The organism is Microbacterium sp. K36, from assembly GCF_004794355.1.
Taxonomy (GTDB): Bacteria; Actinomycetota; Actinomycetes; order Actinomycetales; family Microbacteriaceae; genus Microbacterium; species Microbacterium paraoxydans_D.
Genome location: NZ_SSDN01000059.1, coordinates 19,937 through 46,379, shown reverse-complemented (window position 1 = coordinate 46,379; position 26,443 = coordinate 19,937). Strand labels below are relative to the sequence as shown.

Below are 26,443 nucleotides of genomic sequence, written 5' to 3'. Positions count from 1 at the left end.
GTCCTCGTCGATCTCCTCGATGACCTGGCTCAGGTACTTCTCCCGCTGCGGGAGACCCTCCTTCGAGACGTGCGACGGGTGTCAGCTGGTGACGGTCCAGTCGAACTGGTCGCCGTACTCCTCGAGCCACGCGTCGACCGCGTCGGCTTCCTTGCCCTCGCCGTACTCGTTGACCACGAGGTCTTCGAGCGCGCCGTACTGCTCGTCGTCGAGCTTGATCTTCTCGATCAGCTCCGCCGCCTCCGGGAACTCGTCCGCGAAGCCCGCGGTGCCCAGGAAGTGCAGGCCCTCGGCCTTGCCCATGGCGCCCTTCGGGTCTTCGAGGTCCTTCACGGGGAAGGCGTCGTTGGCCCAGAACGGACGCCACAGCGTGACGACGATGTCCTCCTTCTTGTCGGTCGCGGTCTTCAGCTCGGTGAGCATCGCCGCGGTCGACGAAGTGACGAGCTCGTACTCGCCGTCGAGGCCGTACTCGGGCATCATCTTCTGGGTCTGGGCGGTCAGGCCCGCACCCGGCTCGATGCCGTAGATCTTGCCGTCGAAGTCGGCGCCCTTGCCCGCGAGGTCCTCGATCGAGGTGAGCTCGGAGTACTCCGGCACCGCGAGGGTCAGCTTGGCGTTCTCGTAGTACTTGCCCAGGTCTTCGATGTCGTCGCCGTACTTGTCCATGTAGGAGGCGTGGGTGAGTTCCGGCCACGCCGACGGGTAGATGTCGACATCGCCCTGCGCGAGCCCGGTGTAGAGCGGGCCGGCCTCGGTGAGCGTCTTCATCTCGACCGTGTAGCCGATCTTCTCGAGCTGGTCCTGCAGGAGGTAGGCGGTGCTGAGGCCGTCGGTCCAGGAGGGCAGGAACCCGAGGGTGATGGTGCCCTTGTCCTCGGCACCGTCGCCGCCGCCGCTCGTGCCACCGGCGCCGTCGCCGCTGCATCCGGCGAGGGTGAGCGCTGCGGCAGCCCCGAGGGCGGTGATGGTCAGGATCTTCTTCTTCATGTGACTCTCTCTCTTGCGTTCCGTATGTGATTCAGGAGGTGCGGACGATGCCGCGGGACAGCTGTGCCGGGATCGAAACCGTGCCGGGATCCGCGCCCCGGCGCGCCTTTTCCGTCCCGCACCGGACGAAAGGGGGTGGGGGGACGGAGGCAGGGGCGAGGGACGGGGCTCAGGCGCGGGCGAGCTCGGATTCGGTCGAAGCCTCCTCGGCGGGCGCGGAGGTTGAGGGCTCCGACGCCACGGGGGCGGACGGCCGGGACGAACCGCGACGCTTCAGCATGCCGAGGAGCGAGGAGCGGTTCTCACCGGGCGCGCCCAGAGCGGCGGTCACCCGGTCGAGGAACACGGCGATGAGCACGACGCCCAGTCCGGCCTCGACGCCCTTGGGGATGTTGATCGTCGAGATCGCCTCGACGACCATCTTCCCGAGCCCGTCGGCACCGGCCATACCGGCGATGACCGCCATCGACAGGGCGAGCATGATGACCTGGTTGACGCCGGCCATGATGGTCGGCATCGCGAGGGGAAGCTGGATGCCGCGGAGGATCTGCCCCGGCGTCGCTCCGAAGGCGTGTCCGGCCTCGACGGTCTCCGCGTCGACGCCGCGGATGCCCAGCTCGGTCAGGCGCACGCCGGGAGGCAGCGCGAAGATCACGGTGGCGACGAGTCCGGGCACCACACCGATGCCGAAGAACACGATCGCCGGGATCAGGTACACGAAGGCCGGCATGGTCTGCATGAAGTCGAGCACCGGCTTCAGCGTCGCGCGCACGGTCGCATTGCGCGCCGACCAGATGCCGAGCGGCACCGCGATCAGCACGGCCACGACGGCGGCGACGAGTACAAGGGCGAGCGTCTGCATCGCCGGGACCCAGAGGTCCATGGCGACGATGAGCCCGAACGACAGGATCGTGCCGATGGCGAGCTGCCACGAGCGCACGAGCCAGGCGATCAGCGCCGCGATCACGATGATGACCGCGAAGTGCGGCGTGAGGAGCAAGCGGGTGAGGCCGTCGACGAGGAAGCTCACCACGAACGAGACTGCGTCGAGCAGTCCGTCGAGGTTGGCGGTGATCCAGTCGACGCCGGCGGCGACCCAGTCGCCCACTGGAATGCGGAAACCGTCCATCAGCGCACCTCCTCCGTGTCGACCTGGGTCCCTGAGCCGAACCCACTCTGGGTCCCTGAGCTCGTCGAAGGGCCGGGCTCGGCTGTCCACCCGTCGTCGAGCACGGCGTCGATCTCGGCCTGGGGCATGGGGGTCATCGGCAGCAGGATCTCCTCGGTCGCTCCGGGCCCGGGACCGAGCGCCGCGAGCAGGGTGACGCGCGGGATCACGCCCGCGAGGCGGCCGTCGGCATCCGTCACCGCGAGGGGCAGCGGCGACTCGACGGCCGGGACGAACAGGTTCATGAGGACGTCGTCCTCGCGCACGCTCTGCAGCACCGGCTTGATGATCGAGTCGAGGCGTGTGGCGCCCTGCCGCACGAGCTTCACGGCGTCACGGTCGGTGACGACGCCGACGAGCTGACGGTCCTTGCCGACCACGTAGGTCGCCGACATGTAGGCGTCGCGCATCTGGCGGAGCGCCGTGCGGGGGCCTGCCGACTCGGCGACGACGGGGCGCGGACGCTCCATCACGTTCGCGGCGGTGAGCACGCGCGCACGGTCGACGTCCTGCACGAACTGCTCGACGTAGTCGTTCGCCGGGTCCATGAGGATGTCCTCCGGCGTGCCGATCTGCACGATGCGACCGTCGCGCATGACGGCGATGCGGTCACCGAGGAACATGGCCTCGTTGAGGTCGTGCGTGATGAAGACGATGGTCTTCTGGAGCTTCTGCTGCAGCTCCAGGAGCTGCTCCTGCATCTCGCGGCGGATCAGCGGGTCGAGCGCGCTGAAGGCCTCGTCCATGAGCAGGATGTCGCTGTCGGCGGCGAGGGCGCGGGCGATGCCCACGCGCTGCTGCATGCCGCCGGAGAGCTCGGAGGGCAGCTTGTCGCCCTGACCCTCGAGCCCGACGAGGGCGAGGATCTCCTCGGCCTTGGCCTGGCGCTCGGCCTTGCCGACGCCCTTGAGCTCGAGCGGGTAGGCGACGTTCGCGGCGACCGTGCGGTGCGGCAGCAGCGCGAAGTGCTGGAACACCATCGAGATCCGGTCGCGGCGGATCTCCCGGAGGCGCGCGGCCGGGATCCCCGTGATGGGGTCGCCCCCCACGGTGACGGTGCCGGCGGTGATGTCGTGCAGGCCGTTCAGCATGCGGATGATGGTCGACTTGCCCGATCCGGACAGGCCCATGATGACGAAGATCTCACCGCGGTTGACGGTGAAGCTGGCGTCGATGACGGCGGCGGTACCCGCGTCGGCGACGGCGGCACGGCTCTCCCCGGCCTTCAGTCGGCGGACGGCGGCGCTCGGATTCCTCCCGAACACCTTGTACAGATGGCGCGCTTCGAGTGCTGTTTCGGACACGTTTCCCCTGCGGCTCGGCCTTCGGGTGGCTGAGCCTGCTTCGGTCACGTCCGGGTGATCCTCACGAGGCCGTTCGACGTCTTCGCTGTGGCGGCACAGGCGGCGGATTTCGGATCCGCCGCAGAGGGGATCGACCGTACGCCCACGCCTCTTCGCCGCACAGCTCATCGAAGGAAGGACGTGACCGCGGACTGGTCTATGGGCCGTCAGGCCCGCAGACCAACGTAACGAAATGGCCGGTCAGCGGCAAATCCTGCACTGTGGACGTGTCCGGGTTTCCGCCGCTGACCGGGGGATAGTACGAGCGTCTAGCAATCTCGGCGCACCGTGTTCACGGGCGTCGGACGGTGCGCGTCACGGTGAACTTCGGGGTGCGCCGGAGCTGCTCGGTGGGGCCGATGAGCCGGGTCAGCTCGGCCCGATAGCCGAGGCTCGAGTTGTACACCGTGAACAGCTCGCCGTCCGGTCGGAGCAGGCGCGCGGCGGCCTCGAACAGGCGGGTCGCGGCCCCGGTGTGCACGCTCGCGCCGAGGTGGAACGGCGGATTCAGGAGCACCGTGTCGAAGCTCCCCGCGGCGAGCGCCGACCCTGCGTCGTCGTGGGTGACCTCGACGCGATCGGCCACCCCGTTCGCCGACGCGGTGGCACGGGCGGAGGCGACGGCGGCGGCCGAGCGGTCCGTGGCGACGACCCGATCCCGCGGGGAGGCGAGTGCCCAGGAGACGGCGAGCGCGCCGGTCCCGCAGCCGAGGTCGAGGACGCGGCGCCCGGCGTTCACAACTCCGGAAGAACGGCTGCTGTCGCCGCCGTTCCGCTCGTTCTCGGCGCGTGTCACCTCTGTTCTCCTGAGTTGTGGACCGCCCAGGTCGAGCACCTCGAGCAGCGCACGGGTGCCGATGTCGAGGCGGGCACCGGCGAACGCGCCGCCGTGGGCGACGAGTTCGAGGTCGCCGTGCCGCGCCGAGACCGGGAACGGCGGGGACTCCGGCACGGGAAGGGGCTCGGTGGCGATGAGCAGCCGCGACTTCCGCTCCGCCCGCTGTGCCTGGACGTGCGCGAAGCTCCGCCCCAGGACATCGTTCTGGCCGAGGGACATGTGCTTCACACGGCCGCCCGCGACGAGCACCACGTCCGGGACGGCCCAGCGGGCCACGGCGTCGGCGATCTCCTCCAGTTCGGCGAGGGCCTTCGGGAGCTGCAGCAGCACCAGTCTGGCTCCGGCGAGCAGATCGGCGTCGAGCTCGTGCGGCGCGAACTCGCTGATTCCGAGCTCCTCGGCGTTGCGGGCGAGTGCGCGGCGTCCGGTCGCGAGGTCCTGGTGCACCCGGATCCCGGAGCGCCCGGCAGCCGCGAGCGCCAGCGTGATCGCGCCGTACTCGTCGCCGATCACGACTGTCTCGGACCCCGGCACGTCGAGCGCGAGTGCGCGTTCCACGAGCAGGAGGTCGGTCGCATCGTGGGCCTGGAGGTTGTCCGCCTCGACGTCTGGCCAGCGACGCAGGCGACTGTAGGGGAACTCCGGCACCAGCCCACTGTACGCGGGGCACGCCACCCCCTCCCCGTGCACGACTTCGGAGCTGACGGCCGACACGCCCAGACCCGCCCGTCAGGCGGCGCGTCGGGCACCATCTCCGAAGCTGTGCCCGCTTCGATGGCGGGGTTGACACCGACACCGGTTCCGTGGTTACTTAGTCAAGTAAGTAACCCAGCAACCACGGAGGACTCGTGATCGAAGAAGGCAAGCCGCTCTTCCTCCAGATCGCCGAGCAGATCGAGGACTCCATCCTCAACGGCTCGCTGGCCGAGGAGGCGCAGGCCCCTTCGACGAACGAGCTCGCCGCGTTCTACCGCATCAACCCCGCCACCGCCGCGAAGGGAGTCGCCATGCTCACCGACAAGGGAGTGCTCCACAAGCGCCGAGGCATCGGCATGTTCGTCTCGGAAGGCGCCAGGGACCTGCTCCTCGGCGAGCGCCGCGCGGCCTTCGCCGACCGCTACATCGACCCGCTCCTCGCCGAGGCCCGCACGCTGGGCCTCGGCGCGGAAGACCTCGCGGACCTGCTCCGTCAGCGCGCCGCATCCGCCCCCACCCCAGAAGGGAACAACCCCGCATGACCGCCGTCATCGAGGTGCAGAACCTCACCAAGCGCTACAAGGAGAAGCGGGCGCTCGACAACGTGTCGCTCGCTCTCGAGGGAGGCTCGATCTACGGGCTCCTCGGCCGCAACGGCGCCGGGAAGACGACACTCATGTCGATCCTCACGGCCCAGAACTTCGAATCCTCCGGCACCGTGAAGGTGTTCGGCGAGCACCCGTACGAGAACGCCCATGTGCTCGGCCGGATCTGCTTCGTCCGGGAGAGCCAGAAGTACCCGGACGATGCGACCCCGCGGCACGCGTTCGCCGCCGCGCGCCTGTTCTTCCCGCACTGGGACCAGGGCCTCGCGGACGAGCTCATCGCGGAGTTCCAGCTGCCGATGAAGCAGACCATCAAGAAGCTCTCCCGCGGGCAGCTCTCCGCGGTCGGCGTCATCATCGGCCTGGCCTCCCGCGCCGAGATCACCTTCTTCGACGAGCCCTATCTGGGACTCGACGCGGTCGCCCGGCAGATCTTCTACGACCGCCTCGTGGAGGACTACGCGGAGCACCCGCGCACGATCATCCTCTCCTCGCACCTGATCGACGAGGTCGCGAACCTCATCGAGAAGGTCATCGTGATCGACAACGGCCAGATCCTCCTCAACGAGGACACGGATGCCGTCCGCGACCGCGCCGTGACCGTCGTCGGCGACGCCGCCAAGGTCGACGCCTGGGTCGGCGATCGCGAGGTGCTGCACCGGGACGAGCTCGGTCGCGTCGCCTCGGTCACCGTGCTCGGCGCGCTCACCGCCGACGACCGCGCGGAGGTGCGGGCCGCCGGTCTCGACCTCGCCCCCGTCTCGCTGCAGCAGCTCATCGTCCGCCTCACCCAGAAGGCCGAGACCCGCTCCGGTACCAGAGCCGGCGCCACCACGGAAGGAGTCCGCTGATGCGACGCACACTCAACGTCATCCGCCTGCAGCTCATCAACCGGCAGACCTTCCTCTGGGTGCCGCTGATCATCCTCGCCTCGGCCGTGGTGATCTCGGTGCTCATCTACGCGATGATCCCCGGCGACGCCCCCAAGTACGGCGGAGGCGGCCAGGCACCGCTGTGGTACTTCTTCGCGATCGGGCTGTCGGCCATGACGCTGACCTTCCCCTTCTCGCAGGCCATGAGCGTCACCCGACGGGAGTTCTTCATCGGAACGCTCCTCACCGCCATCCTCGGCAGCGCGCTGCTCGGCATCCTCTTCCTCCTGGGCGGCGCGATCGAGCTGGCCACGAACGGCTACGGCGTGAACGGCTGGGTGTTCCACCTGCCGTGGCTGTGGGAGGCCGGCCCCCTCGGCGCCTTCGTCGTCTACTTCACGCTCGCGCTGTTCTTCTTCGTGGTCGGGTTCACCGGCGCGACGATCTACAAGAGCTGGGGTCCGATGGTGCTCACCATCGTGGGCGTCGCCCTGGCGCTCCTCCTCGTCGGGGTCGTGTTCCTCGTGACACGGCTCGAGCTGTGGGGCGACGTGTGGCTCGGCATCCTCGACCTCGGGGCCGTGGGCCTCGCCCTCTGGGGACTCGTGGTCGTCGCCGTCCTCAGCGTCGTCTCGTTCCTCGCGTTCCGTCGAGCCACGCCCTGAGGGACGGTCCGGAATCCGCGGATGCCGCGGCTGCGCTCCCCGCGCGGTCGCGGCATCCGTGTCTCCCCCTCTACCCGGCGACCGGAGCCGGGGCAACCCGGTGGCCGCACGCCGCGCGCCGCCCTATCCTCGCCGGACAGTACCACCCGACCGCCGCGAGGAGAGGATGCCGTGACGCCCGATCTTTCGCGCCTGCGCGTCCGCGAACGCCGCTCGTACCTCGCCCGCACCGTCCGCGAGGCCGTCCGCCCCGCTCGTCTGCTCCTCGTGGCCAAGACAGCACTCGCCGTCGGGCTCGCGTGGACGATCGCGCCGCACATGCCGGGGGTCACCGACGAGTACCCGTATTACGCACCCCTGGGCGCGCTCGTGAGCATGTACCCCACGCTCATGGGGTCGATGCGGTCGAGCCTGCAGACCCTGTTCGGTCTGGCCACCGGCATCGGTCTGGCCGCGCTGATCGTGCTCACGGTCGGGCCGACGTGGTGGACGATCCCGCTCGTGGTCGGACTCGGCGTCCTCGTCTCCGGCACCGGCTGGTTCGGCGTCGGCAAGGAGTACGTCCCGATGGCGGCGCTGTTCGTGCTCATCATCGGCGGTCAGAACGCGGACGACTACTCCCTCGGCTACCTGGCCCAGATGGGCGTCGGCATCGTCATCGGTCTCGTGGTGAACCTCCTCTTCGCCCCCGCCCCGCTCATCGGGTCGGCCGAAGCGCGCGTGGAGGAGTTCCGACGACAGCTCGCCGGGCACCTCCACGACATCGGCTCCGCGGTCTCGGAGTCCTGGCCGCCGGAGACCGCACAGTGGGCCGACGATGCCGCAGCGCTCGCCGAGACCACCGCCGACCTCCGTGCCGCCCTGGCCGAGGCCGACGAGAGCGTCCGCTACAACCCGCGCGCGCGACGCCGGCATGCGGGCACCACCCACATCCACGAGCAGCTCTCCACGCTCGACCGCATCGCGCACCTCATCCGGGACATCGCCGACGCGACGGCCGACACGATCTGGGAGCGTCCGGCGGCCATGCCCCTGGATCCTGCGCTGCCCGAGCCGTTGTCGGCGGCCTGCCACGCCGTCGCCGACGTCATCGCGGAGGACGACCCCGCCTCGAGCGCGGCGCATCGCCGCCGCGCGGAGGCGGCGCGCGCGATCCGGCTCCTGCTGGAGAAGGTCGACGACCGCACGTTCGACGTGCGCAGCTCGATGGGACCGGGCGTGCTGACGGCGATGCACCTCCGCCGCATCCTCATCCTCAGCGGCGAGCGCCTCGACGACGAAGACGAGTGAGTCAGATGGTGTCGTCGGCGACGACGATGTCCAGCTGCCAGTGACGGCCCGCGGGGTCGGTGTCGTCGTGCGCGTCGTCGGCGGCGGAGAGCACGTCATCGATCTTGTGCATCACGTCGTCGAACTCGGCCTCGGTCAGTCGGATGGTGCGCTGCACGAACGACGCATGCACCTCGGCGGTGCGACCGGACACGTACTCGGGCGTCCAGGCCACCACCCGGCGCAACAGATCGACGTGGTCCTCTGCGAGCGCGGCCACCACCGCATCGCCGAGCGCCTCGTCCGCGACCGGATTCTCCGGACCGCCGACGGTGAGGGCGCCCTTGCGTCCCGTCCACACGCGGTCGCGGCGGTCTCTGGCCTGCTCCGGAGCCTCCTCGATGAGCCCCGCCTCGGCGAGCACCCGCAGGTGGAAGCTGGCGCTGTTGGCCGGCACGTCGAGCGCGCCGGCGATGTCCGCGGCGCGCAGGAAACCGCGCCGCGCGATGAGACGGAGGATCTGGCGGCGCAGCGGGTGCGAGTAGGCCTTGAGCATGGCCGAGGTCATGAAGGCGGCGTCCTCCCGAGAGGTCTTCTCCGCGTCGTCAGCCATTCTGCGATCCTAGTCACCCAATTGCGCACGAACAGTTGCGCAATTATTCTTGCGGAACTATCGTCGAGCCATGAGCACGACGACCACGCCGCACCGCCTGTGGCAGAACACGCGCTACCTCACCTGGCTCGTCAGCGACACGAGCAAGGGGCTCGCCTCGGCGCTCTTCGGGTTCGCCGTCCCGCTCCTCGCGCTAGTCATCACGAACGACCCCGCACAGGCCGGCATCATCGCGGGGGCGGGCATGGTGGCGCGTGTGCTGCTCACCCTCGTGGGCGGGATCATCGCGGACCGGCACCGGCGCATCGTGCTCATGCTCGTCGGCTCGATTCTGGGGATCGTGCTGGCCGGGGCCTTCACCCTTCTCGCCCTCGGCGGCGCCCTCACCTTCGCGACCCTCCTCGTGATCGACGTGCTGCTGGCCGCGCGGAGCGGCCTCTTCGACGTCGCCGGCGAGAGCGCGCTGAAGGAGATCGTCCCGGACGACGCGATGGGGCGCGCGCAGGCCGCGAACCAGGGGCGCGATGCGGCCCTTCAGCTCGCCGGCGGACCCCTCGGCGGCCTGCTCCTCGGGGTGGGCGGCTGGCTCGTCGGCGCGGTCATGGCCCTGTGCCACCTCGTCGCCGCCGTGACCGCCTGGCTCCTCGGGCGACAGGTCCGGCGCGCGGGCATCGCCGACGTCGGCGCTCTGGACGAGGACGACGGCGGCGCGCCCCCCGCGCGCCCGAACGCCTGGCGGGAGTTCCGCGAGGGCTTCGGCTGGCTGCTGTCCCGCCCCGACCTCGGCGGCGTCATGCTCATCATGACCATCGTCAACCTCGGCTTCAACGCCGCGATCACCACGGCCGTCTATGCGCTGCAGCAGGCGGGCCATTCCGAACTCCTCATCGGAACCGTCAGCGCGGCCATCGGCGCCGTGATGCTCGTCGGCGCGATCGTCGCCCCGCTCCTCGTGCCCCGGATCCCCGCGGGCGTGCTCACGATCGGCGGGCTCGCGGTGGTCGCCCTCGGCGCCGTCGTGCTGTCGTTCACGTCGGCACCGTGGACCGTCGCCGCCGTCCTCGGTGCCACGGTGCTCCTCGTCCCCGCCCTCAACGCGGGGATGATGGGCTACTTCATGGTGGCCACGCCGTCTCGACTGCTGGGACGCGCGAACAGCGCCATGGGGGTCCTCGCGATGGGCGCGATGCCGCTCGCCCCGCTCATCGCCGGCTTCGGCCTGGCCGGGCTCGGACGACAGGGCACCATCCTCATCTGCGCGGCCCTCTGCGTGGTGGCCGCCGCCCTCGCGATCGGGAACCGCGCCCTCCGCAGCCTTCCGGTCGAGTCTCGCTGGGCCGCGCACGCCGCCCGGTACGAGGGGGACTGAGGTGGAGACACTGCGCTAGTCGCCTGGCGTCGCGTCAGTGACGTCGGCGGCACCGAACAGCAAGCTGTCGACGACCTGGTCGCGCCGGGCCGGCCGCGCGGTGGTGTACCTCAGCAGATCTTCGAAGTGAGAGAACACGACGACCGCTTCTTCGAACTCTGGCTCGGAACCATGGACGACTGCTCCGTCGTCTCGCACCGCCAGGTACTCGTATCCGTCGCGAACGGAAAGCAGGATGGGTGTGTGGCGCCTCCAGAAACGGGAGACCGCGACCGCCTCATCATCCGTCGTCGCAGCCTGGATGCTCAGCAGTTCACACTCGTTCCACGCGAACGCCCCCTCCGCGCCGGTCGAGTAGTCGTCGCGGGACAAGAACCACACCGTCTCGTCTGCGCTCGACAGGAGTGAGAACGAGGACACCCAGCGGATCACCGTCTCGGGTGCCGCGCGCAGCGGGGAGGGAACGCCGTTCTCCATCGACGTCGGCGGCTCAAACGTCCACCCGGCTTCCTGCAAGCTTCCGGCGGCACTTCGGAAGAGTTCCGGCATGCTCCCAGGCTACCGATCCGCACGAATCACCCTTAAGCAACCAATCCTGCGACAACCGCCGTGCCGATTCTCCCGATTCTCGTCTTGTTCAAAGACATCGTGCGAGACTAAATGTTCACGCGTAGAGCCGAACACATCTCGCCGGCGGCTCACCCGGGACAGTGGTCGCGATCGATGTCGGTCGCGGTCACATCAGAGCCGATAGGAGACCACGGATTCATGGCGCGAGCGCGAGCACGGTGATCCCCGCCGCCGCGGAGGCCACGGCCAGCACCAGCGCGATCGCGATGAGGATGACGTGCACACGGAGGAACGGGGTGGCCTTGCCGTTCTCGTCCCTGGCACGCGGGTCCTTCGCGACGCGGGTGTAGAACCGCGGCCAGACGAGCACGTTGAAACCGGCGTTGAGGAACAGCACGACGACGAGAGCGATCACCCCTCCACGCTAGCGAGGGCGGCGTCGCAACACGGATCGGGCCGTCGGAATTCTTGGACGGCGACATGTATCACCGAGCCCTTGCCGTGCTCCTGGTAGGTGTGATCACAATGGGCTTCATGATCGACGGTGCCCCCGGCGCCGCCTTCGATCCGGCATCCGACGACGGGCGCGCACGCTGGGAACGCGCCGCGGACCTGTTCGATGCGTGGCGCGATGGCGACGGCCGCTCGATGGACGACCTGGTGCGGCTGATGACGCCCGTGCTCTGGCACGTCGTGCGCGCCTACGGCCTCGAACGCACCCTCGCGGAAGACGTCGTGCAGACCACCTGGCTCCAGCTCGTGCGCGGCCACGGCGCCATCGCCGACTCGCGTGCCGTCTCCGCCTGGCTCACCACCACCGCCCGCCGCGAGGCCTGGAAGGTCGGCAAGGCCGTCGGTCGGGTCGACACCACGGAATCCGACGACCTGGACGCCCTCCTTCCGGAGCAGGCGTCCGCCGAGGAGCACGCCGCACTCGACGACGAGAACCGGCGGCTCTGGGCCGCCGTCCGCCGCCTCGCCGAGCGCTGTCAGCGTCTGCTCCGGGTGATCGCTTTCGAGGACCGCCCGGACTACGCGCGCCTCGCCCGCGACCTCTCGATGCCGGTCGGCAGCATCGGCCCGACCCGCAGCCGCTGCCTCGCGAAGCTCCGCGACCTCCTCGACGCTCCGGCCACCCGGACGGAGGGACGATCATGAGCGATGAGGACGACGCCCGGCTGTTCGCCCGCCTGCGCAGCCTCTGGAGAGAGGTCGATCCGGTCCCTGCCGGCCTCATCGACCGGATGGTCGCCGCGGTCGCCGCGGACGGGCTCAACCGCGAGTACGCGCTGCTCACCCTCGTGGAGGGCCAGCGCGGCGCTGTCCGCGGCGAGACCGACGCCCTCACCCTGCAGTTCAGCGACGGCAGCACGAGCATCCTCCTGCACGTCACGACGACTGCGTCCGGGCGACGGCGGATCGACGGCTGGGTGGACACCGCCGCCGCGGAGATCCTGTTGCTGCAGGGCGAGCGCGAGCGCGGCACGACCCCGGCGGAGACCGGCCGATTCGTGTTCGACGAGGTGCCGGCCGGGCTCAGCCGCGTGCGCCTGACCGCGACGGTCGGCGACGAGACCCGCACCCTGGAGACCCCGCAGTTCGAGTTGTGACCCCGCATCGCCGGCGCCGTCGCCGTCGATGCCCACGGAGAGGATGACCGATGGAGCAGCCCCAGGGATGGACCTGGCAGGACCGCGCGGAGGGTTCGATCCGCCGCGGCACCGCCCTCGACCCCAGCACGGAACCGGTGGACGGGATCCGGGCGTTCCCCACCGCGTACCTGCCGGAGCGCCTGCTCATCACGCGCGCCCTCGGCGAGGAGGAGGCGTACGACCGCGAGCTGCGCGCCCTGAGGGATGCCGCGGACTCCTTCGGCTGGCGGTTGGAGCTGGAGTCGCCGGAGCGCGAGATCGGGAACGGCGAGCTCGTGCCGGGCGTCGCGGGGTTCCTGCGGGCGCGCCTGACCACGCCGGATGAGCCGACCAGGGGAGAGTCCCCCGTGGCACCCGACGCCTGGCGGGTACTGCAGCGCGCGCGCCGGCTGTCGCGCTCGACGATGCCGCGGACCAGCCTGGAGCACGTGCTGTCGATCGACCCGGTCGGACTCAACCCGTTCACCCGGACGAACCCGTTCACGCGGACGAACCCGTTCACGCGGACGAACCCCGTCCGCGGTGCCGCTCCCGGCGGTGGCGGCAGCGACGACTACCTGGAGCCCGGACGCGGGGCGCGGCAGCCGGTCACCTGGCTCGGTCCCGCTCCGGCTCGCGCCGCCGCTCCGAAGCGCGGACGACGACCGGTCGTGGCGATCCTCGACACCGGCTGCGGCGAGCACGCCTGGCTGCCGTCGGACATCGTCACCCGGCACGTCGAACTCGACGGCGTCCCCGTGGGCTTCACGGACGACGCCGACCCCGAACGCTACCCCGACCTGTACGGGCAGCTCGACGGCGAGATCGACGCGGTGGCCGGTCACGGCACCTTCATCGCGGGCCTCGTGCGTCAGGCCGCCCCGGACGCCGACATCCTCTCCATCCGCGTCGCCGGCGCGCTCGGGGTGGTCGACGAGAGCACGCTCCTGGAGACCGTGGCGCAGGTCGTGGAACTGCTGCGGCGGCACCGCGAGGATCCGACGACCGGCTTCCCGATCGACGTGCTCAACCTCTCCCTCAGCTACTACCACGAGACCCCGACCGACGGGCTCTTCAGCAGGACTCTGTACGAGCTGCTCGCGAAGGCCAGGGAGCTCGGCTGCGTGGTCGTCTGCTCGGCCGGCAACGACGCGATCGATCGGCCCTCGTTCCCCGCCTCGCTGTGGCCGTGGCCCGGCGCCGACAACGGGCTGCCGTCCGACGACGGCGCTCCGCACGTGTCGGTCGGCGCCCTGAACCCGTCGGCGCACTCCGTCGCCCTGTTCTCGAACGTCGGCCCCTGGGTGCAGGTGTACGCCCCGGGCGCCGCCGTGGTCAGCACCTCGCCCGCCTTCGTCGGCGGCGCGCAGGCCGCGACCCGCGCGGACATCGACGGGCTGCCGCGCGAGACGCTCGACCCGGACGACTACCGCGGCGGCTTCGCGGTGTGGAGCGGCACCTCCTTCGCCGCTCCGTACATCGCCGGTCGGGTCGCGGCCCAGCTCGGCGCCGTCCCGGCCGCGGGGGTGAAGCCCGCCGTCGCCGGGAAGGCCGTCGCCGCCGTGCTGAAGTCCCTGCCGACGCCGCACGAGCGGCTCTGACCCCTCGCACCCTTCCGCACGACCGCTCCGGCACGGCATCCTGGACGGATGCCCCTGTCCGCGAGCGCGCTGCACCGACGCGGCGTCGAGGCGGCCAACGCCCGGCAGTTCACCCGTGCCAGGCGGGAACTGGAGAAGGCCGCCGCCCGCACCGACGACGCCGACCTCCGCGCCCGCATCGACGGGACGGCCGCCTACGTGCTCGCGCAGACCGGTGAGCCCGCGGCCGCGGAGGCGCTGTGCCGGGAGGCGCTGGCCAGGGACGGGCTGCAGGCCGAGACGGTCGCCCTCCTCGGCGGGCAGCTCGGCGCCCTCCTCATGCACGGGGGCAGGATGGAGGAGGCCGAGGCGAGCCTGACCACCGCGATCGACGCCCTGGCCGCGACCGGGACCGAGACCCCCGCCCTCGCCAACTGCCTGATGAACCGGGCGGTGGTGCGGATGCAGCGCCATCAGCTGGACACCTGCATGGCCGATCTCCGCCGTGCGATCTCGATCTACGAGGCGCACGACGAACGGGACTCGCTCGCCGAGGCCACGCACAACCTCGGCTATGCCGCACTCCTCGGCGGCGACCTCGTGTCGGCGCTGCGCCTGATGGCCGAATCCCGGCCGACGTTCGCCGCCACCAGCGCCCTCGCCACCGCCATCAGCGACCTCGACCGCGCCGAGGTGCTCCGCGACGCCGGGCTGACGACCGAGGCGGAGGCGCTGCTCGCCCGCGTGGCCGTGCAGTTCGGTGCCCAGCGGATGCGCCAGGCCCGTGGGGAGGCGGAGTTCCACCTCGCCCGCTCACTCGTCCGCCACGATCCGCGAGCCGCGGCGCGGGCGGCGAGGACGGCCGCCCGCCGCTTCACCGCCCTCGGCAGCAGCGGCTGGGCGGCCCGCGCCGCGGCGGTGGAGCTGGAAGCCCGACAGCGGATCCGGCCCGATCGCCCGCTCGACGCCGCCGCGTGGGAGCAGGTGGCGCAGGAGCTCGACCGGAGCGGCTTCCGCACCGAGGCCACGGCCCTGCGGTTGAGCGCCCGCCGCGACGGCACCGGCCGCCGCCTCCCCCGCATCCCCGCTTCGGCCCCGACGCCGCTCCGACTCCGCGCGCAGGAGGTGCGCGCGGCCCGCGCCGCCGGACGCGGTCGCGACGGGGAGGCGCTGCGCGCCGCGGCCACGGGGCTCGACCTGCTGTCGGCATGGCAGCGCTCGTTCGGCGCCCTCGACCTGCAGGCCTCCGTCGCCATGCATGCCAGCGACCTCGTGTTCACGGGACTCGCCGCTGCCGTCCGCCGCCGCGACCCGGCGACGCTCTTCGAGTGGTCCGAGCGCGCCCGGCACCTCAGTCAGCAGGTCGCCCCGGTCCGTCCCCCGCACGATGACGCCCTCGCCGCCGACCTCGCCGAGCTCCGGATGCTGCGCGCCGACCTCGCGGGGGCGGACTGGACGACCGACCCCACCGTGCGCGCGCTCCGCGACCGGGTGCGCGAGCGGCAGTGGTCGGCCACCGGCTCCGGGGCGACGAGGGAGCGCCGAACACTGGCGGAGACCACCGCGCTCCTCTCCGCCGATACCGCGGTGCTCGCCTACGTCTACACCGGCACCGGACTGCACGGGGTCGTGGTGCAGCCGGACGGCGCGACCCTCGTCGACCTGTCCTGGCCGCGGGTGCGGGCCGCTCTCGACGGCCTGCGCGCCGACCTCGACATGGCCGCCCTCACCCGGGACGGCGCGATGGGGCCGGTGACCGCGCGCGCTCTGACGGCGCGTCTCGCTGTCCTCGACGACGAGCTACTCGGGCCGATGCGCCGGGCCGCCGCGGGCGCCGCGCGGTTCGTGATCACCGTTCCCGGGATCCTCGGCGGGGTGCCGTGGGCCATGCTCCCTGGCATGCACGGCGTGCCGTTCACCCTCGCGACCTCGGTCTCGCGCTGGTTCGACGGGGAGGCCTCTGCTCCCTCAGCCCCGAGCGTCGGGTTCGCGGCGGGACCGCGCGTGCCGCGGGCGGCGGAAGAGGTCCAGCGCGCGGCGGAGTCGTGGGCGGGACGGGGAACGACCCGGACGCTGCAGGACACCACCGCGACCGTGAGCGCCGTCACCGCGCTGGCGGCCTCCGTCGACGTGCTCCATATCGCCGCGCACGGGCGTCACGCGGTCGACAATCCGCTGTTCTCCGGGTTCGAACTCGCCGACGGCGTGCTCTTCGGCTACGACGTCGACCTCATCGACCGGGTGCCGCGGACCGTGATCCTCTCGGCGTGCGAGCTGGGTCGGTCCTCCGTGCGCTGGGGCGAGGAGGCCCTGGGCATGACGCGCGTGTGGTTGCACGCGGGCGCGGAGGCGGTGATCGCGGCTCCCGTCACGGTGCCGGACGACGACGCGTGCGAGCTCCTGACGGCGGTCCACGAGGGCCTCGCCGGCGGCGCGTCCCCCGCCGACGCCCTGGCGAGCGCCGCGCTCAGGACGGGGGTTTCCGCCCCGTTCCAGTGTCACGGCAACGGATTCTGACTTTTTTCCCGGATCGGGGTATCAGAATCGCACCCGCCTTCTCCTGTTCTTCGGAAGGTGTCGAGCGAAAGGCCTCGAAGGGAGAGGCACGAGGGAGGCGCCGTCGGTTCTGGGGAAACGCCGCTGGGGAGCGGGAAGACGAGACGGACACCATCTGCTCCGGGAGCGTCGCGGTATGCAGCCGCGATGCTCCCGCAGGGCCTCGGCGATCTGGGGACGCCGAGGCCCTCGGGGCGTCCGCGTGCGGCCTGAGGCCTCAGGCGAGCAGGACCGTGTAGCCCGCAGCGCGCAGCGCGTCGACGGCGGCCCCGTCGGCCCCTCGATCCGTGATGACCGTGGCGAAGAGCTCCGCCCCGCCGACGGTGGAGAAGGCCTCGGCCCCGAGCTTGCTGCCGTCGGTCACGACGACCGCCCGCCGCGCCCGCTCCGCCATCATCCGGTTCACCGCCGCCTCGCGCTCGTCCTGCGTGGTCGCCCCGGCTGCCGCGTCCATCCCGTTCACGCCGATGAACGCGAGGTCCAGCCGCACCCCGCGGAGGAGCTGCTCGACGAACGGGCCGACGAGCTCGTAGGTGCGCGAGTGGATGACCCCGCCCGTGACGACCACCTTCATCTCCGGCCGGGTGGCGAGCTGGGCGGCGATGTTCACGGCATTGGTGACCACCGTGATCCCGCCCTCCGCCGCCAGGTCCTCGCGGGCGGCGAGCGCGGCCGCGATGGCCGTGGTCGTCGTGCCACCGGAGAGGCCGACCACCATGCCGGGGGTGACGAGCCCCGCCGCGGTCTGCGCGATGCTCTCCTTCTCGTGCGTGCGGAGATGGCTCTTGTAGCGCAGCGGCAGTTCGTAGGCGACGGTCTGCGCCACGGCACCGCCGTGCGTGCGGGTGAGCAGCCGCTGCTCGGCGAGGGAGTCGAGATCGCGGCGGGTGGTGGCCGGGGAGGCCCCGAACCGCTCGACCAGCTCCTCCACCGTGACCTCCCCGTCCGCCGCGAGGAGGTCGAGGATCGCGTGCAGTCGGGCCGCGCGCTTCACCGGTCGTCGTTTCGCGTCGAGGTCGCAGCCGTGCCTGGAACCTCTGCGACCTGAGCGGGATTCTGCGACGGCAGCAGGGCGAACAGTCGCAGCATCCGGGCCGCTTCGTCCGCGAGGGCGGCGCGGGCGGGAGCGAGGTACTTGCGGGAGTCGACGAGACGCTCGTCGGCGGCGAGCACCTCGCGGACCGCCCGCGTGAAGAAGCCGTTGAGGTGGGTGGAGACGTTGACCTTGGTCATCCCGGCGCGCACGGCATCGGCGATCACGGCGTCGGCCACCCCGGACGAGCCGTGCAGCACGAGGGGCACGTCGGTCCCGTCCGCGGCAGCTCCGCGCAGAGCAGCACGCAGGCGGGCGATGAGGTCGAGGTCGAGGGACGCGGTGCGGTCGGTCATGGCGTGCGACGACCCGACGGCCACCGCGAGCGCGTCCACGCCGGTCGCGGCCACGAACGCCCGCGCCTCGTCCGGATCGGTGCGGACACCGGGGGCGTGGGCGCCGTCCTTCCCGCCCACCTCGCCGAGCTCGCCCTCCACGTACACTCCCGCCGCGCGGGCCCGGGCGGCGACCTCGGCTGTCAGCGCCACGTTCTCGTCGTAGGGCAGCGCGCCGCCGTCGAACATGACCGAGCCGAACCCGAGGGCCACGGCCTCGTCGACGAGCTCCGGTCGCTCCGCGTGGTCGAGGTGCACCGCCACCGGGGTCTCAGCGCGTCGTGCCGCGGCGAGCGTCGCGAGGGCAATCGGCTCCAGACCGCCGTGGTAGTCCGCGCAGTTCTGCGAGATCTGCAGGATCACCGGGAGCTGTGCGAGCGCGGAGGCCCGCACGAGGCCCTCCGCGGTCTCCAGGTGGATGACGTTGAAAGCGCCGACGCCGGTGCCGGCGGTGGCAGCCGCGGAGACGAGCTCCCGGGCGGAGACGAGGGTCACGAAGGGTCCTTCCGGAAGGAGGCGGGGTCGGGGCGGGAGATGCGGAGCTGTTCCTCGAGCGCGCGCCACCGGGGGGAGATGTCGCCGGCGAGCGGCATGAGGACGGCGGCCGCCGACCACGCGGTCGCGCGGCGGAGGATGCGCTCGGGATCGCGCTCGCCCTCCGCGTAGAGCACGGCGCAGGCTGCGACCGCGGCGTCTCCCGCCCCGGTCGGGTTGCCGGCCAGCGGTTCGTCGAGTCGGGCGTGCAGGAGATCGGTCGCGGTGACGGCGAGCATGCCGTCGGCCCCGAGCGACAGGAGCACGAGTTCGGCACCGCGGGCCAGCAGCGACCGCGCGCCCTCGATGGGGTCGTCGATGCCGGTGGCCTCGGCGAGTTCGGCGGCGTTGGGTTTGAGCACCGTCGCGCCTGCGTCGGCGGCGCGCAGCAGCGCCGGGCCGGAGGTGTCCACGATCACCGGGACCCGGGCGTCCGCACCCACCGCGACGAGCATCGGCACGAGCGACTCCGGGGCCCCCGGCGGGATGCTGCCGGAGATGACGAGGACCGCGGCTCCGGGAAGCCGGTCGACGATCTCCGCGAGAAGCCCGCCCCACTCGGCGTCGCTCGGGTTGACCCCTCGTTCGTTGACGATCGTGGTGTCGCCCGCGGCCTCGTCGACGAGGGCGATGCTGCGGCGCGTGTCCGCGACGACGGGGACGAGCACATGAGGCACGCCGCTGACGGTGAGCTCTGCGGCGAACTCCGCCCCGACCGGACCGCCCGCCGTGGTCAGCGCAAGCACAGCGGCGCCCTCGGCATCCGCGACTCGAGCGACGTTGAGGCCCTTTCCACCGGCGCGGGACGACCCGGTGTCGGCGCGGTGCGTCCCGCCGGCGACGAGACGGTCGACCTGCCAGGTGAGGTCGAGCGCGGGGTTCGGGGTGACGGTGAGGATCATGCGAGCTCCCTGGCACGGAGGGCGGCGCCGATCAGTCCCGCGTTGCCGGACAGCTCGGCGGGGACGAGCGCGGGGAGGCGGTGGAAGCTGAGGCGGGCGGCGAGACGGGACCGCAGCTCGTCGAAGAGCGCACCGCCCGCCCGCGACAGTCCACCGCCGATCACCACGGCCTCGGGGGCGACCACGGCCGTCAGCTGCGCGAGCGACAGGGTGAGCGCGTCCAGCGCCGAGTCCCAGATGTCGGCGGCGACCCGGTCCCCGGCGGCCGCCCGGGCGATGACGTCCTTGGCGCCGTCCGGGGTCGTCCCCGTGGCCTCGCGGTAGCGGCGCGCGATGGCGCCTGCCGAGGCCACGGCCTCCAGACAGCCACGGGCACCGCACGGGCACACCGGTCCGTCGGCGATCGGGGAGTGCCCGATCTCGCCGGCGTAACCCCCGGCCGTGTAGGGGCGGCCGCCGACGAGCAGGGCACCGGCGATCCCGGTGCCGATCACGAGGATCACCGCGTCGTCGTAGGCTCGTGCACCACCCAGCTCGTGCTCGGCCCAGCTCGCGGCGCGCACGTCGTGGTCGAACGCGACCGGGAGGCCGAGACGCTCCGAAGCGAGCGCGCGCAGCGGCGCGTCCCGCCAGCCCATGTTGCTCGCGAACACGCCGATCCCGGCGGCCGCGTCGACGATCCCCGGCACCACGAGCCCGGCGGCGCGCGGCGTCACGTCGGGATGCTCGTCGCGGAGCTGGGCGGCGAGCACCTCCAACCGGTCGATCAGCGCGGGGGTGCGGTCGCCGTCGGCCGTGGGGGTGGGCGTGCGGCGGAGGCCGAGCGCCCGCCCGTCCGCATCGAACAGCGCCGACTTGATGTCCGTCCCGCCGACGTCGAAGGCCAGGACGGGCGACCCGGCGCCGAGCGTGCGCACTGCGGCGAGCTTCTCACCGGCCTCGTCCCTCGCGACGTCGGGGATCGCGTCCGCGGCGTTCGGGGTCATCGCTCGGCTCCGGGGATCGCTGGCGTCATGCATCCAGGATGACGGATCGCGTGAGGTTGCGCGGCTGGTCGGGGTCGAGCCCGCGGACCACGGCACGGTCGAGGGCCGTCCGGTGCAGGCGCACGAGGTCGGCGAGCGGGTCGATCGCGCGGTGCTCGAAGCGGGCGCCCGTGGCGCGTACCTCCGCGGCCAGTCCTTCCGGTGCCTCGCCGAACTGCCACGTCACCCGGCCCGGCGCGGCGATGGCGATCGGACCGTGGCGGTAGTCCATCGACGGGTACGCCTCGGTCCAGGACTGCGACGACTCGCGCAGCTTCAGGGCGGCCTCGTGGGCCAGGCCGATCGTCCAGCCCCGCCCGAGGAACGTGTACTGCTCGGCGTCGCGCAGCTCGGTGTCGTCACCCTCCTCGGCGAGCACGGCCGTGGCGTCGGCGATGGCTCCGGAGAGGTCTTCGCCCAGCGACGCGCGGAAGAGGGCGAGCGCGGTCGTGGCGAAGCGCGTCTGGACCACCGACTGCTCGTCGGCGAACGGCAGCAGCACGGCGTCGTCGACGAGCGAGACGAGCGGGGAGTCGGGGTCGCCGATCACGCCGATCGTGCGGGTGCGCCCCTTGATGCGGTCGACGAGCTCCAGCACCTCGGTCGTGGTGCCGGAGCGGGTGAGGGCGACGACGGCGTCGTAGCCGCGGTCGACGAAGGCCTCGGAGGCCGCGAACGCGTCGGTCTCGCCGTGACCGGATGACTCGCGCAGCGCGGCGTACGACTGGGCCATGAACCACGAGGTGCCGCAGCCGACGACCGCGACCCGTGCCCCGCGAGCCGGCAGCAGCGCCTGCTCTGCGGTGAGCTCGGCGGCGGTGGCCCACATCTGCGGCTGGGAGCGGAGCTCTTCGCGCATGTGCGCGCCGGGCAGCGAATCGGTCATGATGAGGCCTTTCGGACGAGTTCTTGCGTACTTGTGATTGTTTCGGGCGTGATCCGATCATAGTATTTCGTCCCAAGAGAGCAACATCTTGATTTGTTTGTTTGCCTGACAAATAATCAGGACGAGTTCCCCCGAGCCCCCGCTCGGACGATCGCGACCACCTCGGCGGCGTGATCATCACGCACCGTCGCGTGGAGTGTTCTGCGACTGTGCACCACCCCCTCTCCGGAGAGCGGATCCCGCCCGCTGGAGCAGCACCCACAGTGAGGAATGCAATGCCCATGAACAAGTCACGGCGATACGGGGCCGCAGCGGTCGCGGCCGTCGCCACGCTGTCGCTCGCATCCTGCGGTTTCGGTGGATCGGGAGGAGACAGCGGCGGCGGCGACGACGCCAGCACGCTCGACCTGCTCGTCCCCAGCTACTCCGACGCCACGAAGGGTCTCTGGGAAGACGTCATCGACGGGTTCACCGAGAAGAACCCCGACATCACCGTCAACCTCGAGGTGCAGTCGTGGGACAACCTCGAGAAGGTCATCTCCACGAAGGTCCAGGCCGGCGAGGCGCCCGACATCTACAACGGCGGCCCCTTCGCGGGCTTCGTCGAGGACGAGCTGCTCTACCCGGTCGAGGAGGTCGTGTCCGACGACGTCTACTCCGACTTCCAGGACTCCTTCCTCGCCAACGCCGAGGTCGACGGCACGGCCTACGCCCTGCCGATGATCGCCTCCGCGCGTGCCCTGTTCGTCAACAACGACCTCCTGTCCCAGGCGGGCGTCGAGGCGCCGACCGACTGGGACTCCCTGCTCGACGCGGCGACCAAGGTGTCCGGGCTCGGCGGCGGTGTCGCGGGCTACGGCATGCCGCTCGGCTCGGAGGAGGCGCAGGCCGAGGCCGCCGTCTGGCTCTGGGGCGGCGGTGGATCCTTCGGCGACGCGTCGGAGATCACCATCGACACCCCGGAGAACCTCGTCGGCGCCGAGCAGATCAAGAAGATGATCGACGCCGGGGCGACCCAGGCCGACCCCGGCTCCACACAGCGCTCCCCGCTGATGGACATCTTCATCCAGGGCAAGATCGGCATGCAGGTCGGCCTGCCGCCGACGGTCGGCCAGATCGCCGACAACAACCCGGACCTCGACTACTCGATCGTCCCGATCCCGACCAAGGACGGCTCGCCGTTCACCCTCGGCGTCATGGACCAGCTCATGGCGTTCGAGAACGACGGCGACAAGCAGGAGGCGATCACGAAGTTCCTCGACTACTTCTACTCGCCCGAGGTCTACGTGCCGTGGGTGCAGGCGGAGGGCTTCCTCCCCGTCACGAAGTCCGGTGCCGAGGAGCTGTCCGGCGAGGAGGCCCTCAAGCCGTTCCTCGACGTGCTGCCCGACGCGCAGTTCTACCCGTCGACCAACCCGAAGTGGTCGGCCGCGGACGGCGCCTTCAAGTCGCTGTTCGGACAGATCCAGGATCAGCCGGCGGCCGATGTGCTGAAGCAGATCCAGGCCCAGGTGGACGCGGGCTGACCCGCGGAACGGAGAGGTTCGGGAATCCCCCATGAGCCAGACGACAGAATCCTCGAACCTCGCGGGGGCGGCCACCGGCCGCCCCCGCACCCCGGACGCCGGGACGGCCGTGCGCGGTCGCCCCGGCGGGCGGGACCTCCTGCAGGCGCTGCCGTGGATCGCCCCCGCGCTGGTGCTCATCATCGGCGTGGTGCTGTTCCCCGCCGGCGTCATGTTCTTCAACTCCACCCGCGACATCTCGCTCTCGGGCCTGGACAAGGGCTCGGTCGGCTTCGACAACTTCGTGACCGTCTTCACGTTCCCGGAGTTCTGGCCGATCTTCGTCCGCACGATCGTCTGGGTCGTGTCGGTGGTGCTGTTCACGGTCGTCATCTCGCTCGGCCTCGCGCAGATCCTGAACAAGGCGTTCCCGGGGCGCCAGCTCGTGCGGATGGCGGTCATCGTGCCGTGGGCCGCGTCCGTGGTGATGACCACGATGGTCTTCTACTACAGCCTCGAGCCGTACTTCGGGGTCTTCAACAAGTTCCTCTACGACATCGGGCTCTCCGACGACGCGGTGGGCTACGGCTGGACGAAGAACCCGACGACGGCGTTCGCCTGGTCGATCGTCATCGCGGTGTTCGTGTCGCTGCCCTTCACGACCTACACGATCCTCGCGGGGCTGCAGGCGGTCCCCGCCGACGCGATCGAGGCCGCGAAGATGGACGGGGCCGGCGCCGCCCGCACCTACTGGTCGATCGTCCTGCCGCAGCTGCGCAGCGCCCTCGCCGTGGCGATCCTCATCAACATCATCAACGTCTTCAACTCGCTGCCGATCCTCAAGGTGATGACCGGGTCGATCCCCGGCTATGGCGCCGACACGATCATGACGCTGATCTTCAAGTACATCGAGCTGCAGAAGAAGGTCGACGTCGCGAGCGCCCTGTCGGTCGTGGCCTTCCTCATCGTGATCGCGATCGTCGCGGCCTACGTCAAGATCGTCAAGCCCATGAAGGAGGTCTGATCATGACCGTGACCGAGACCGCCCTCGTGACCACCGCCGACTCCCGCGGACGACGCACCCCGCCGATCCCCGGCCGCCGGCGCCGCTACACCGCGGATCAGGTGACGCTGCCCCGGGTGATCCTGCGCACCGCCGCCGGGTTCCTCGTGCTCGCGGTCTTCGTGCTGCCGTACCTCATCATGTTCTTCGGATCGGTGAAGACGAAGGCGCAGATCCGCTCGGTCGACCCGACCTACCTCCCGGTGGAGTGGCACTGGGAGAACTACCTCACGATGTGGTCGACGCCCGAGACGCCACTGCCGTACAACCTCGTCTCGACCATCGTCATCTCCGTGTTCGCGACGCTCCTGGTGCTGCTCGTGTCGCTCCCGGCGGCGTACTACACGGCCCGGTTCCGCTTCCCCGGCCGCATGGTGTTCCTGTTCCTCGTGATCGTGACGCAGATGCTGCAGCCGGCGGTGCTCACGTCGGGCCTGTTCCGGCAGTTCACCGTCCTCGGCCTCGGCGACACCTGGACCGCCATGATCTTCATCAACGCGGCCTTCAACCTCTCGTTCGCCGTGTGGATCATGCACTCGTTCTTCGCCGGCATCCCGAAGGAGGTCGACGAGGCGGCGCAGATCGACGGCGCCGGGCGCCTGACGGTCCTGTTCCGGATCAACCTCCCGCTCGTCTGGCCGGGCATCGTCACCGCGATCGTGTTCACGTTCGTGGCCTGCTGGAACGAGTTCGCCGCCTCGCTGGTGATCCTGTCGACGGACAAGAACCAGCCGCTGTCGGTCGCGCTCACGAAGTTCGTCGGTCAGTACGAGACGAGCTGGCAGTACGTGTTCGGCGTCTCGATCGTCGCGATCCTGCCCGTCATCATCCTCTTCATGCTCATCGAGAAGCGTCTCGTCGGCGGCCTCACCGCCGGCAGCGTGAAGTAGCCCGTCCCGGTTCCCGTCCCCCGGGTTCCCGTCCCCCGGGTTCCCGTCCACCCCCCGGGTTCCCGTCCGGCGCCCCTGCACGACCGCGGCGCGCGGGCAGGGGTTCCGGGCGGATCCGGTCGTGCGCCCGTACCCGGATCGTGCAGCCGGAACATCCGACGGGAGTGGTCAGGGGCGGGTCGGGGGCGGGATCAGGGGCGGGGGCCGCCGGCGCGGAGCTGCTCGGGGCTCCATCGCACGCCGAGGACGGCGGTGAGGGCGGCCTGCGCCGGACCGGCGGAGGGGGCGACGCGCGGGTCGGCATACCGGATCGGCACGTCGGCGGTGCCGCGCGCGGGGTAGCCGCTCTCGGCCCGGACCCGTTCCAGGAACCGGGGACCGAGCTCCGTCGCCGGGCCGCCGATGACCACCTCGATCGGATCGAGCAGCGCCCCGATGAGCTTGATGGCGCGGGCCAGCGCCCGCGCGCCGTCGTCGATCAGGGTCTGATCCGCCCGGGCGACGAGGGCACGGACCGCCGACGCGTCCAGGGCATCCGAGAACTCCTCGCCGAGCATCGGTCCCATCGCGGCCGCCGACTCCAGGCAGCCGCGACGCCCGCAGCGGCACGGGCGGGCGGCGTCTCCGAACACCACCTGCACATGGCCGATCTCCCCGGCACGGTCACGGGGCCCCGGTGCGAGCTCCCCGTCGAGGGTGACCGCGGCGCCGATGCCTCCGCCGCTGTGGATGAACAGCCGGTAGCCCGAGGGGGCGGCGTCCAGCCCGGCCTCCGCGATGGCCTCGGCATCGACGTCGTTGACGAGGAGGACCGGGACGCCCGCGATGCTCTCGAAGCGCTCCGCCAGCGGCACCTCGTGCCACTCCAGCTGCACGCTCTCCAGCACCGTGCGCCCGTCGGTCGTCCCCGGGACCTGCACACCGACCGCGAGCAGCCGCGACCCGGTTGCGGCGACGACCTCCGCGACCGTCTCGTCGAGGACCCGGTCCCGGGTCTGCATCGTGTAGGAGATGCTGCGTCGTTCGACCTCGGAGCCGTCGAGGGCGACGAGCGCGAGGTACGCACTGGTCGGCTGCACGACGAGCACGAGGATCAGGTGGTGCTCCGCGTCGATGCTGAGCGTGGTCGCGCGCTTGCCCCCCGTGCTCACCGCCTGCTCGCCCTCAGCGATCAAGCGGTTCTCGATGAGCTCGGCGACGAGGGACGACGCGGTCGCCGCCGTGAGGCCGGTCGCCCGCGCGATGCCGGCGCGGGTCTGCGAACCGGAGGCCTGGAAGACGAGCTGGAGCGCCCGTCGCAGGTTCGCTCGCCGAACCGCCGCCTGGGTGTCCAGCGCGTCGTCATGGGTGAACATCTGCGGGTTCCTTCTCGGGGCCGAGGTGGCGTCGATTGACAGCGCGCGTACCGCTCCGTACGCTCGGTCCGTTAGTTTATTCATTGAACT

General features: G+C 71.2%; 25 protein-coding genes. 12 read left to right on the top strand and 13 right to left on the bottom strand.

The genetic code is table 11. From position 1 onward, the window contains the following. Positions 1 to 81 precede the first annotated feature (81 nt). From DW296_RS05880 to DW296_RS05865, 4 genes are all read right to left on the bottom strand, one after another. A complete protein-coding gene (locus tag DW296_RS05880; RefSeq protein ID WP_136051479.1) occupies positions 82 to 990 on the bottom strand; it encodes a glycine betaine ABC transporter substrate-binding protein in 909 nt (302 codons plus the stop codon). 169 nt (positions 991 to 1,159) lie between these two features. Then, positions 1,160 to 2,119, bottom strand: coding sequence for an ABC transporter permease (locus DW296_RS05875; protein WP_136051478.1), 960 nt, complete (start codon positions 2,117 to 2,119; stop codon positions 1,160 to 1,162). Beyond that, complete coding sequence (locus DW296_RS05870) at positions 2,119 to 3,462, bottom strand: quaternary amine ABC transporter ATP-binding protein (RefSeq protein ID WP_240743005.1); 1,344 nt, start codon at positions 3,460 to 3,462, stop codon at positions 2,119 to 2,121. Before DW296_RS05870 ends, DW296_RS05875 begins: the two co-directional genes overlap by 1 nt. A gap of 331 nt (positions 3,463 to 3,793) precedes the next feature. Beyond that, complete coding sequence (locus DW296_RS05865; protein WP_136051477.1) at positions 3,794 to 4,987, bottom strand: class I SAM-dependent methyltransferase; 1,194 nt, start codon at positions 4,985 to 4,987, stop codon at positions 3,794 to 3,796. A gap of 200 nt (positions 4,988 to 5,187) precedes the next feature. On the opposite strand from DW296_RS05865, the gene DW296_RS05860 reads away from it, so the two are divergent. The 4 genes from DW296_RS05860 to DW296_RS05845 all read left to right on the top strand — a co-directional run bounded on the left by DW296_RS05860 (position 5,188) and on the right by DW296_RS05845 (position 8,467). Next, the gene (locus DW296_RS05860) at positions 5,188 to 5,577 is read left to right on the top strand and encodes a GntR family transcriptional regulator (RefSeq protein ID WP_136051476.1); all 390 of its coding nucleotides are present in this window, start codon (positions 5,188 to 5,190) and stop codon (positions 5,575 to 5,577) included. Continuing rightward, positions 5,574 to 6,491, top strand: coding sequence for an ABC transporter ATP-binding protein (locus DW296_RS05855; RefSeq protein WP_136051475.1), 918 nt, complete (start codon positions 5,574 to 5,576; stop codon positions 6,489 to 6,491). Before DW296_RS05860 ends, DW296_RS05855 begins: the two co-directional genes overlap by 4 nt. Beyond that, on the top strand, positions 6,491 to 7,177 hold the full coding sequence (locus tag DW296_RS05850) for a hypothetical protein (protein ID WP_136051474.1): 687 nt from the start codon (positions 6,491 to 6,493) through the stop codon (positions 7,175 to 7,177). The genes DW296_RS05855 and DW296_RS05850 overlap by 1 nt, the downstream gene beginning before the upstream one ends. Before the next feature lie 171 nt (positions 7,178 to 7,348). Next, the gene (locus DW296_RS05845; RefSeq protein WP_240743004.1) at positions 7,349 to 8,467 is read left to right on the top strand and encodes an FUSC family protein; all 1,119 of its coding nucleotides are present in this window, start codon (positions 7,349 to 7,351) and stop codon (positions 8,465 to 8,467) included. Position 8,468: 1 nt separating this feature from the next. On the opposite strand, the gene DW296_RS05840 is transcribed toward DW296_RS05845, so the two are convergent. Then, a complete protein-coding gene (locus DW296_RS05840; RefSeq protein WP_025104185.1) occupies positions 8,469 to 9,059 on the bottom strand; it encodes a winged helix-turn-helix domain-containing protein in 591 nt (196 codons plus the stop codon). 70 nt (positions 9,060 to 9,129) lie between these two features. On the opposite strand from DW296_RS05840, the gene DW296_RS05835 reads away from it, so the two are divergent. Beyond that, entirely contained in the window at positions 9,130 to 10,428 is a 1,299-nt protein-coding gene (locus tag DW296_RS05835) for an MFS transporter (RefSeq protein ID WP_136051472.1), read from the top strand. Positions 10,429 to 10,443: 15 nt separating this feature from the next. Here the strand turns inward: DW296_RS05835 and DW296_RS05830 are convergent, their stop codons facing one another. Together DW296_RS05830 and DW296_RS05825 are read right to left on the bottom strand one after the other, a co-directional pair. Further along, positions 10,444 to 10,977: a hypothetical protein gene (locus DW296_RS05830; protein WP_136051471.1), complete on the bottom strand. Its 534-nt coding sequence runs from the start codon at positions 10,975 to 10,977 to the stop codon at positions 10,444 to 10,446. A gap of 217 nt (positions 10,978 to 11,194) precedes the next feature. After that, positions 11,195 to 11,413: an SCO4848 family membrane protein gene (locus tag DW296_RS05825; protein WP_136051470.1), complete on the bottom strand. Its 219-nt coding sequence runs from the start codon at positions 11,411 to 11,413 to the stop codon at positions 11,195 to 11,197. 119 nt (positions 11,414 to 11,532) lie between these two features. On the opposite strand from DW296_RS05825, the gene DW296_RS05820 reads away from it, so the two are divergent. From DW296_RS05820 to DW296_RS05805, 4 genes are read left to right on the top strand one after another with little or no spacing between them, the layout of a single operon-like run. Then, positions 11,533 to 12,156, top strand: a complete 624-nt coding sequence (locus tag DW296_RS05820; protein ID WP_240743003.1) for an RNA polymerase sigma factor — start codon at positions 11,533 to 11,535, stop codon at positions 12,154 to 12,156. Beyond that, positions 12,153 to 12,608 carry a hypothetical protein gene (locus DW296_RS05815; RefSeq protein WP_136051469.1) on the top strand — a complete coding sequence of 152 codons (456 nt, stop codon included), beginning with the start codon at positions 12,153 to 12,155 and terminating at the stop codon, positions 12,606 to 12,608. Before DW296_RS05820 ends, DW296_RS05815 begins: the two co-directional genes overlap by 4 nt. A 50-nt stretch (positions 12,609 to 12,658) precedes the next feature. Next, positions 12,659 to 14,230, top strand: a complete 1,572-nt coding sequence (locus DW296_RS05810; protein WP_025104191.1) for a S8 family peptidase — start codon at positions 12,659 to 12,661, stop codon at positions 14,228 to 14,230. A gap of 48 nt (positions 14,231 to 14,278) precedes the next feature. After that, on the top strand, positions 14,279 to 16,726 hold the full coding sequence (locus tag DW296_RS05805) for a CHAT domain-containing protein (RefSeq protein ID WP_136051468.1): 2,448 nt from the start codon (positions 14,279 to 14,281) through the stop codon (positions 16,724 to 16,726). Between the two features lie 256 nt (positions 16,727 to 16,982). On the opposite strand, the gene DW296_RS05800 is transcribed toward DW296_RS05805, so the two are convergent. Genes DW296_RS05800 through DW296_RS05780 form a run of 5 tightly spaced genes read right to left on the bottom strand, consistent with a single transcriptional unit; the run spans position 16,983 to position 21,540 of the window. Next, the gene (locus DW296_RS05800; protein ID WP_025104193.1) at positions 16,983 to 17,759 is read right to left on the bottom strand and encodes a DeoR/GlpR family DNA-binding transcription regulator; all 777 of its coding nucleotides are present in this window, start codon (positions 17,757 to 17,759) and stop codon (positions 16,983 to 16,985) included. After that, positions 17,756 to 18,688, bottom strand: coding sequence for a class II fructose-bisphosphate aldolase (locus DW296_RS05795; protein WP_136051467.1), 933 nt, complete (start codon positions 18,686 to 18,688; stop codon positions 17,756 to 17,758). The genes DW296_RS05800 and DW296_RS05795 overlap by 4 nt, the downstream gene beginning before the upstream one ends. After that, positions 18,685 to 19,629 (bottom strand): 1-phosphofructokinase family hexose kinase, encoded by a 945-nt coding sequence (locus tag DW296_RS05790; protein ID WP_136051466.1) that lies wholly within the window; start codon positions 19,627 to 19,629, stop codon positions 18,685 to 18,687. The genes DW296_RS05795 and DW296_RS05790 overlap by 4 nt, the downstream gene beginning before the upstream one ends. Beyond that, a complete protein-coding gene (locus DW296_RS05785; RefSeq protein WP_136051465.1) occupies positions 19,626 to 20,615 on the bottom strand; it encodes an ROK family protein in 990 nt (329 codons plus the stop codon). The genes DW296_RS05790 and DW296_RS05785 overlap by 4 nt, the downstream gene beginning before the upstream one ends. A gap of 25 nt (positions 20,616 to 20,640) precedes the next feature. Continuing rightward, complete coding sequence (locus DW296_RS05780) at positions 20,641 to 21,540, bottom strand: SIS domain-containing protein (RefSeq protein WP_136051464.1); 900 nt, start codon at positions 21,538 to 21,540, stop codon at positions 20,641 to 20,643. Between the two features lie 275 nt (positions 21,541 to 21,815). Here DW296_RS05780 and DW296_RS05775 point away from each other — a divergent pair, with 275 nt between their 5' ends. The 3 genes from DW296_RS05775 to DW296_RS05765 are packed head-to-tail and all read left to right on the top strand — an operon-like array spanning position 21,816 to position 24,998. Then, positions 21,816 to 23,066, top strand: a complete 1,251-nt coding sequence (locus DW296_RS05775; protein WP_240743002.1) for an extracellular solute-binding protein — start codon at positions 21,816 to 21,818, stop codon at positions 23,064 to 23,066. Positions 23,067 to 23,097: 31 nt separating this feature from the next. After that, complete coding sequence (locus DW296_RS05770; protein ID WP_060923387.1) at positions 23,098 to 24,069, top strand: carbohydrate ABC transporter permease; 972 nt, start codon at positions 23,098 to 23,100, stop codon at positions 24,067 to 24,069. A gap of 2 nt (positions 24,070 to 24,071) precedes the next feature. Further along, a complete protein-coding gene (locus DW296_RS05765; RefSeq protein ID WP_205807853.1) occupies positions 24,072 to 24,998 on the top strand; it encodes a carbohydrate ABC transporter permease in 927 nt (308 codons plus the stop codon). A gap of 191 nt (positions 24,999 to 25,189) precedes the next feature. Here the strand turns inward: DW296_RS05765 and DW296_RS05760 are convergent, their stop codons facing one another. Further along, entirely contained in the window at positions 25,190 to 26,353 is a 1,164-nt protein-coding gene (locus tag DW296_RS05760; RefSeq protein ID WP_136051462.1) for an ROK family protein, read from the bottom strand. Between the last annotated feature and the right edge of the window lie 90 nt (positions 26,354 to 26,443).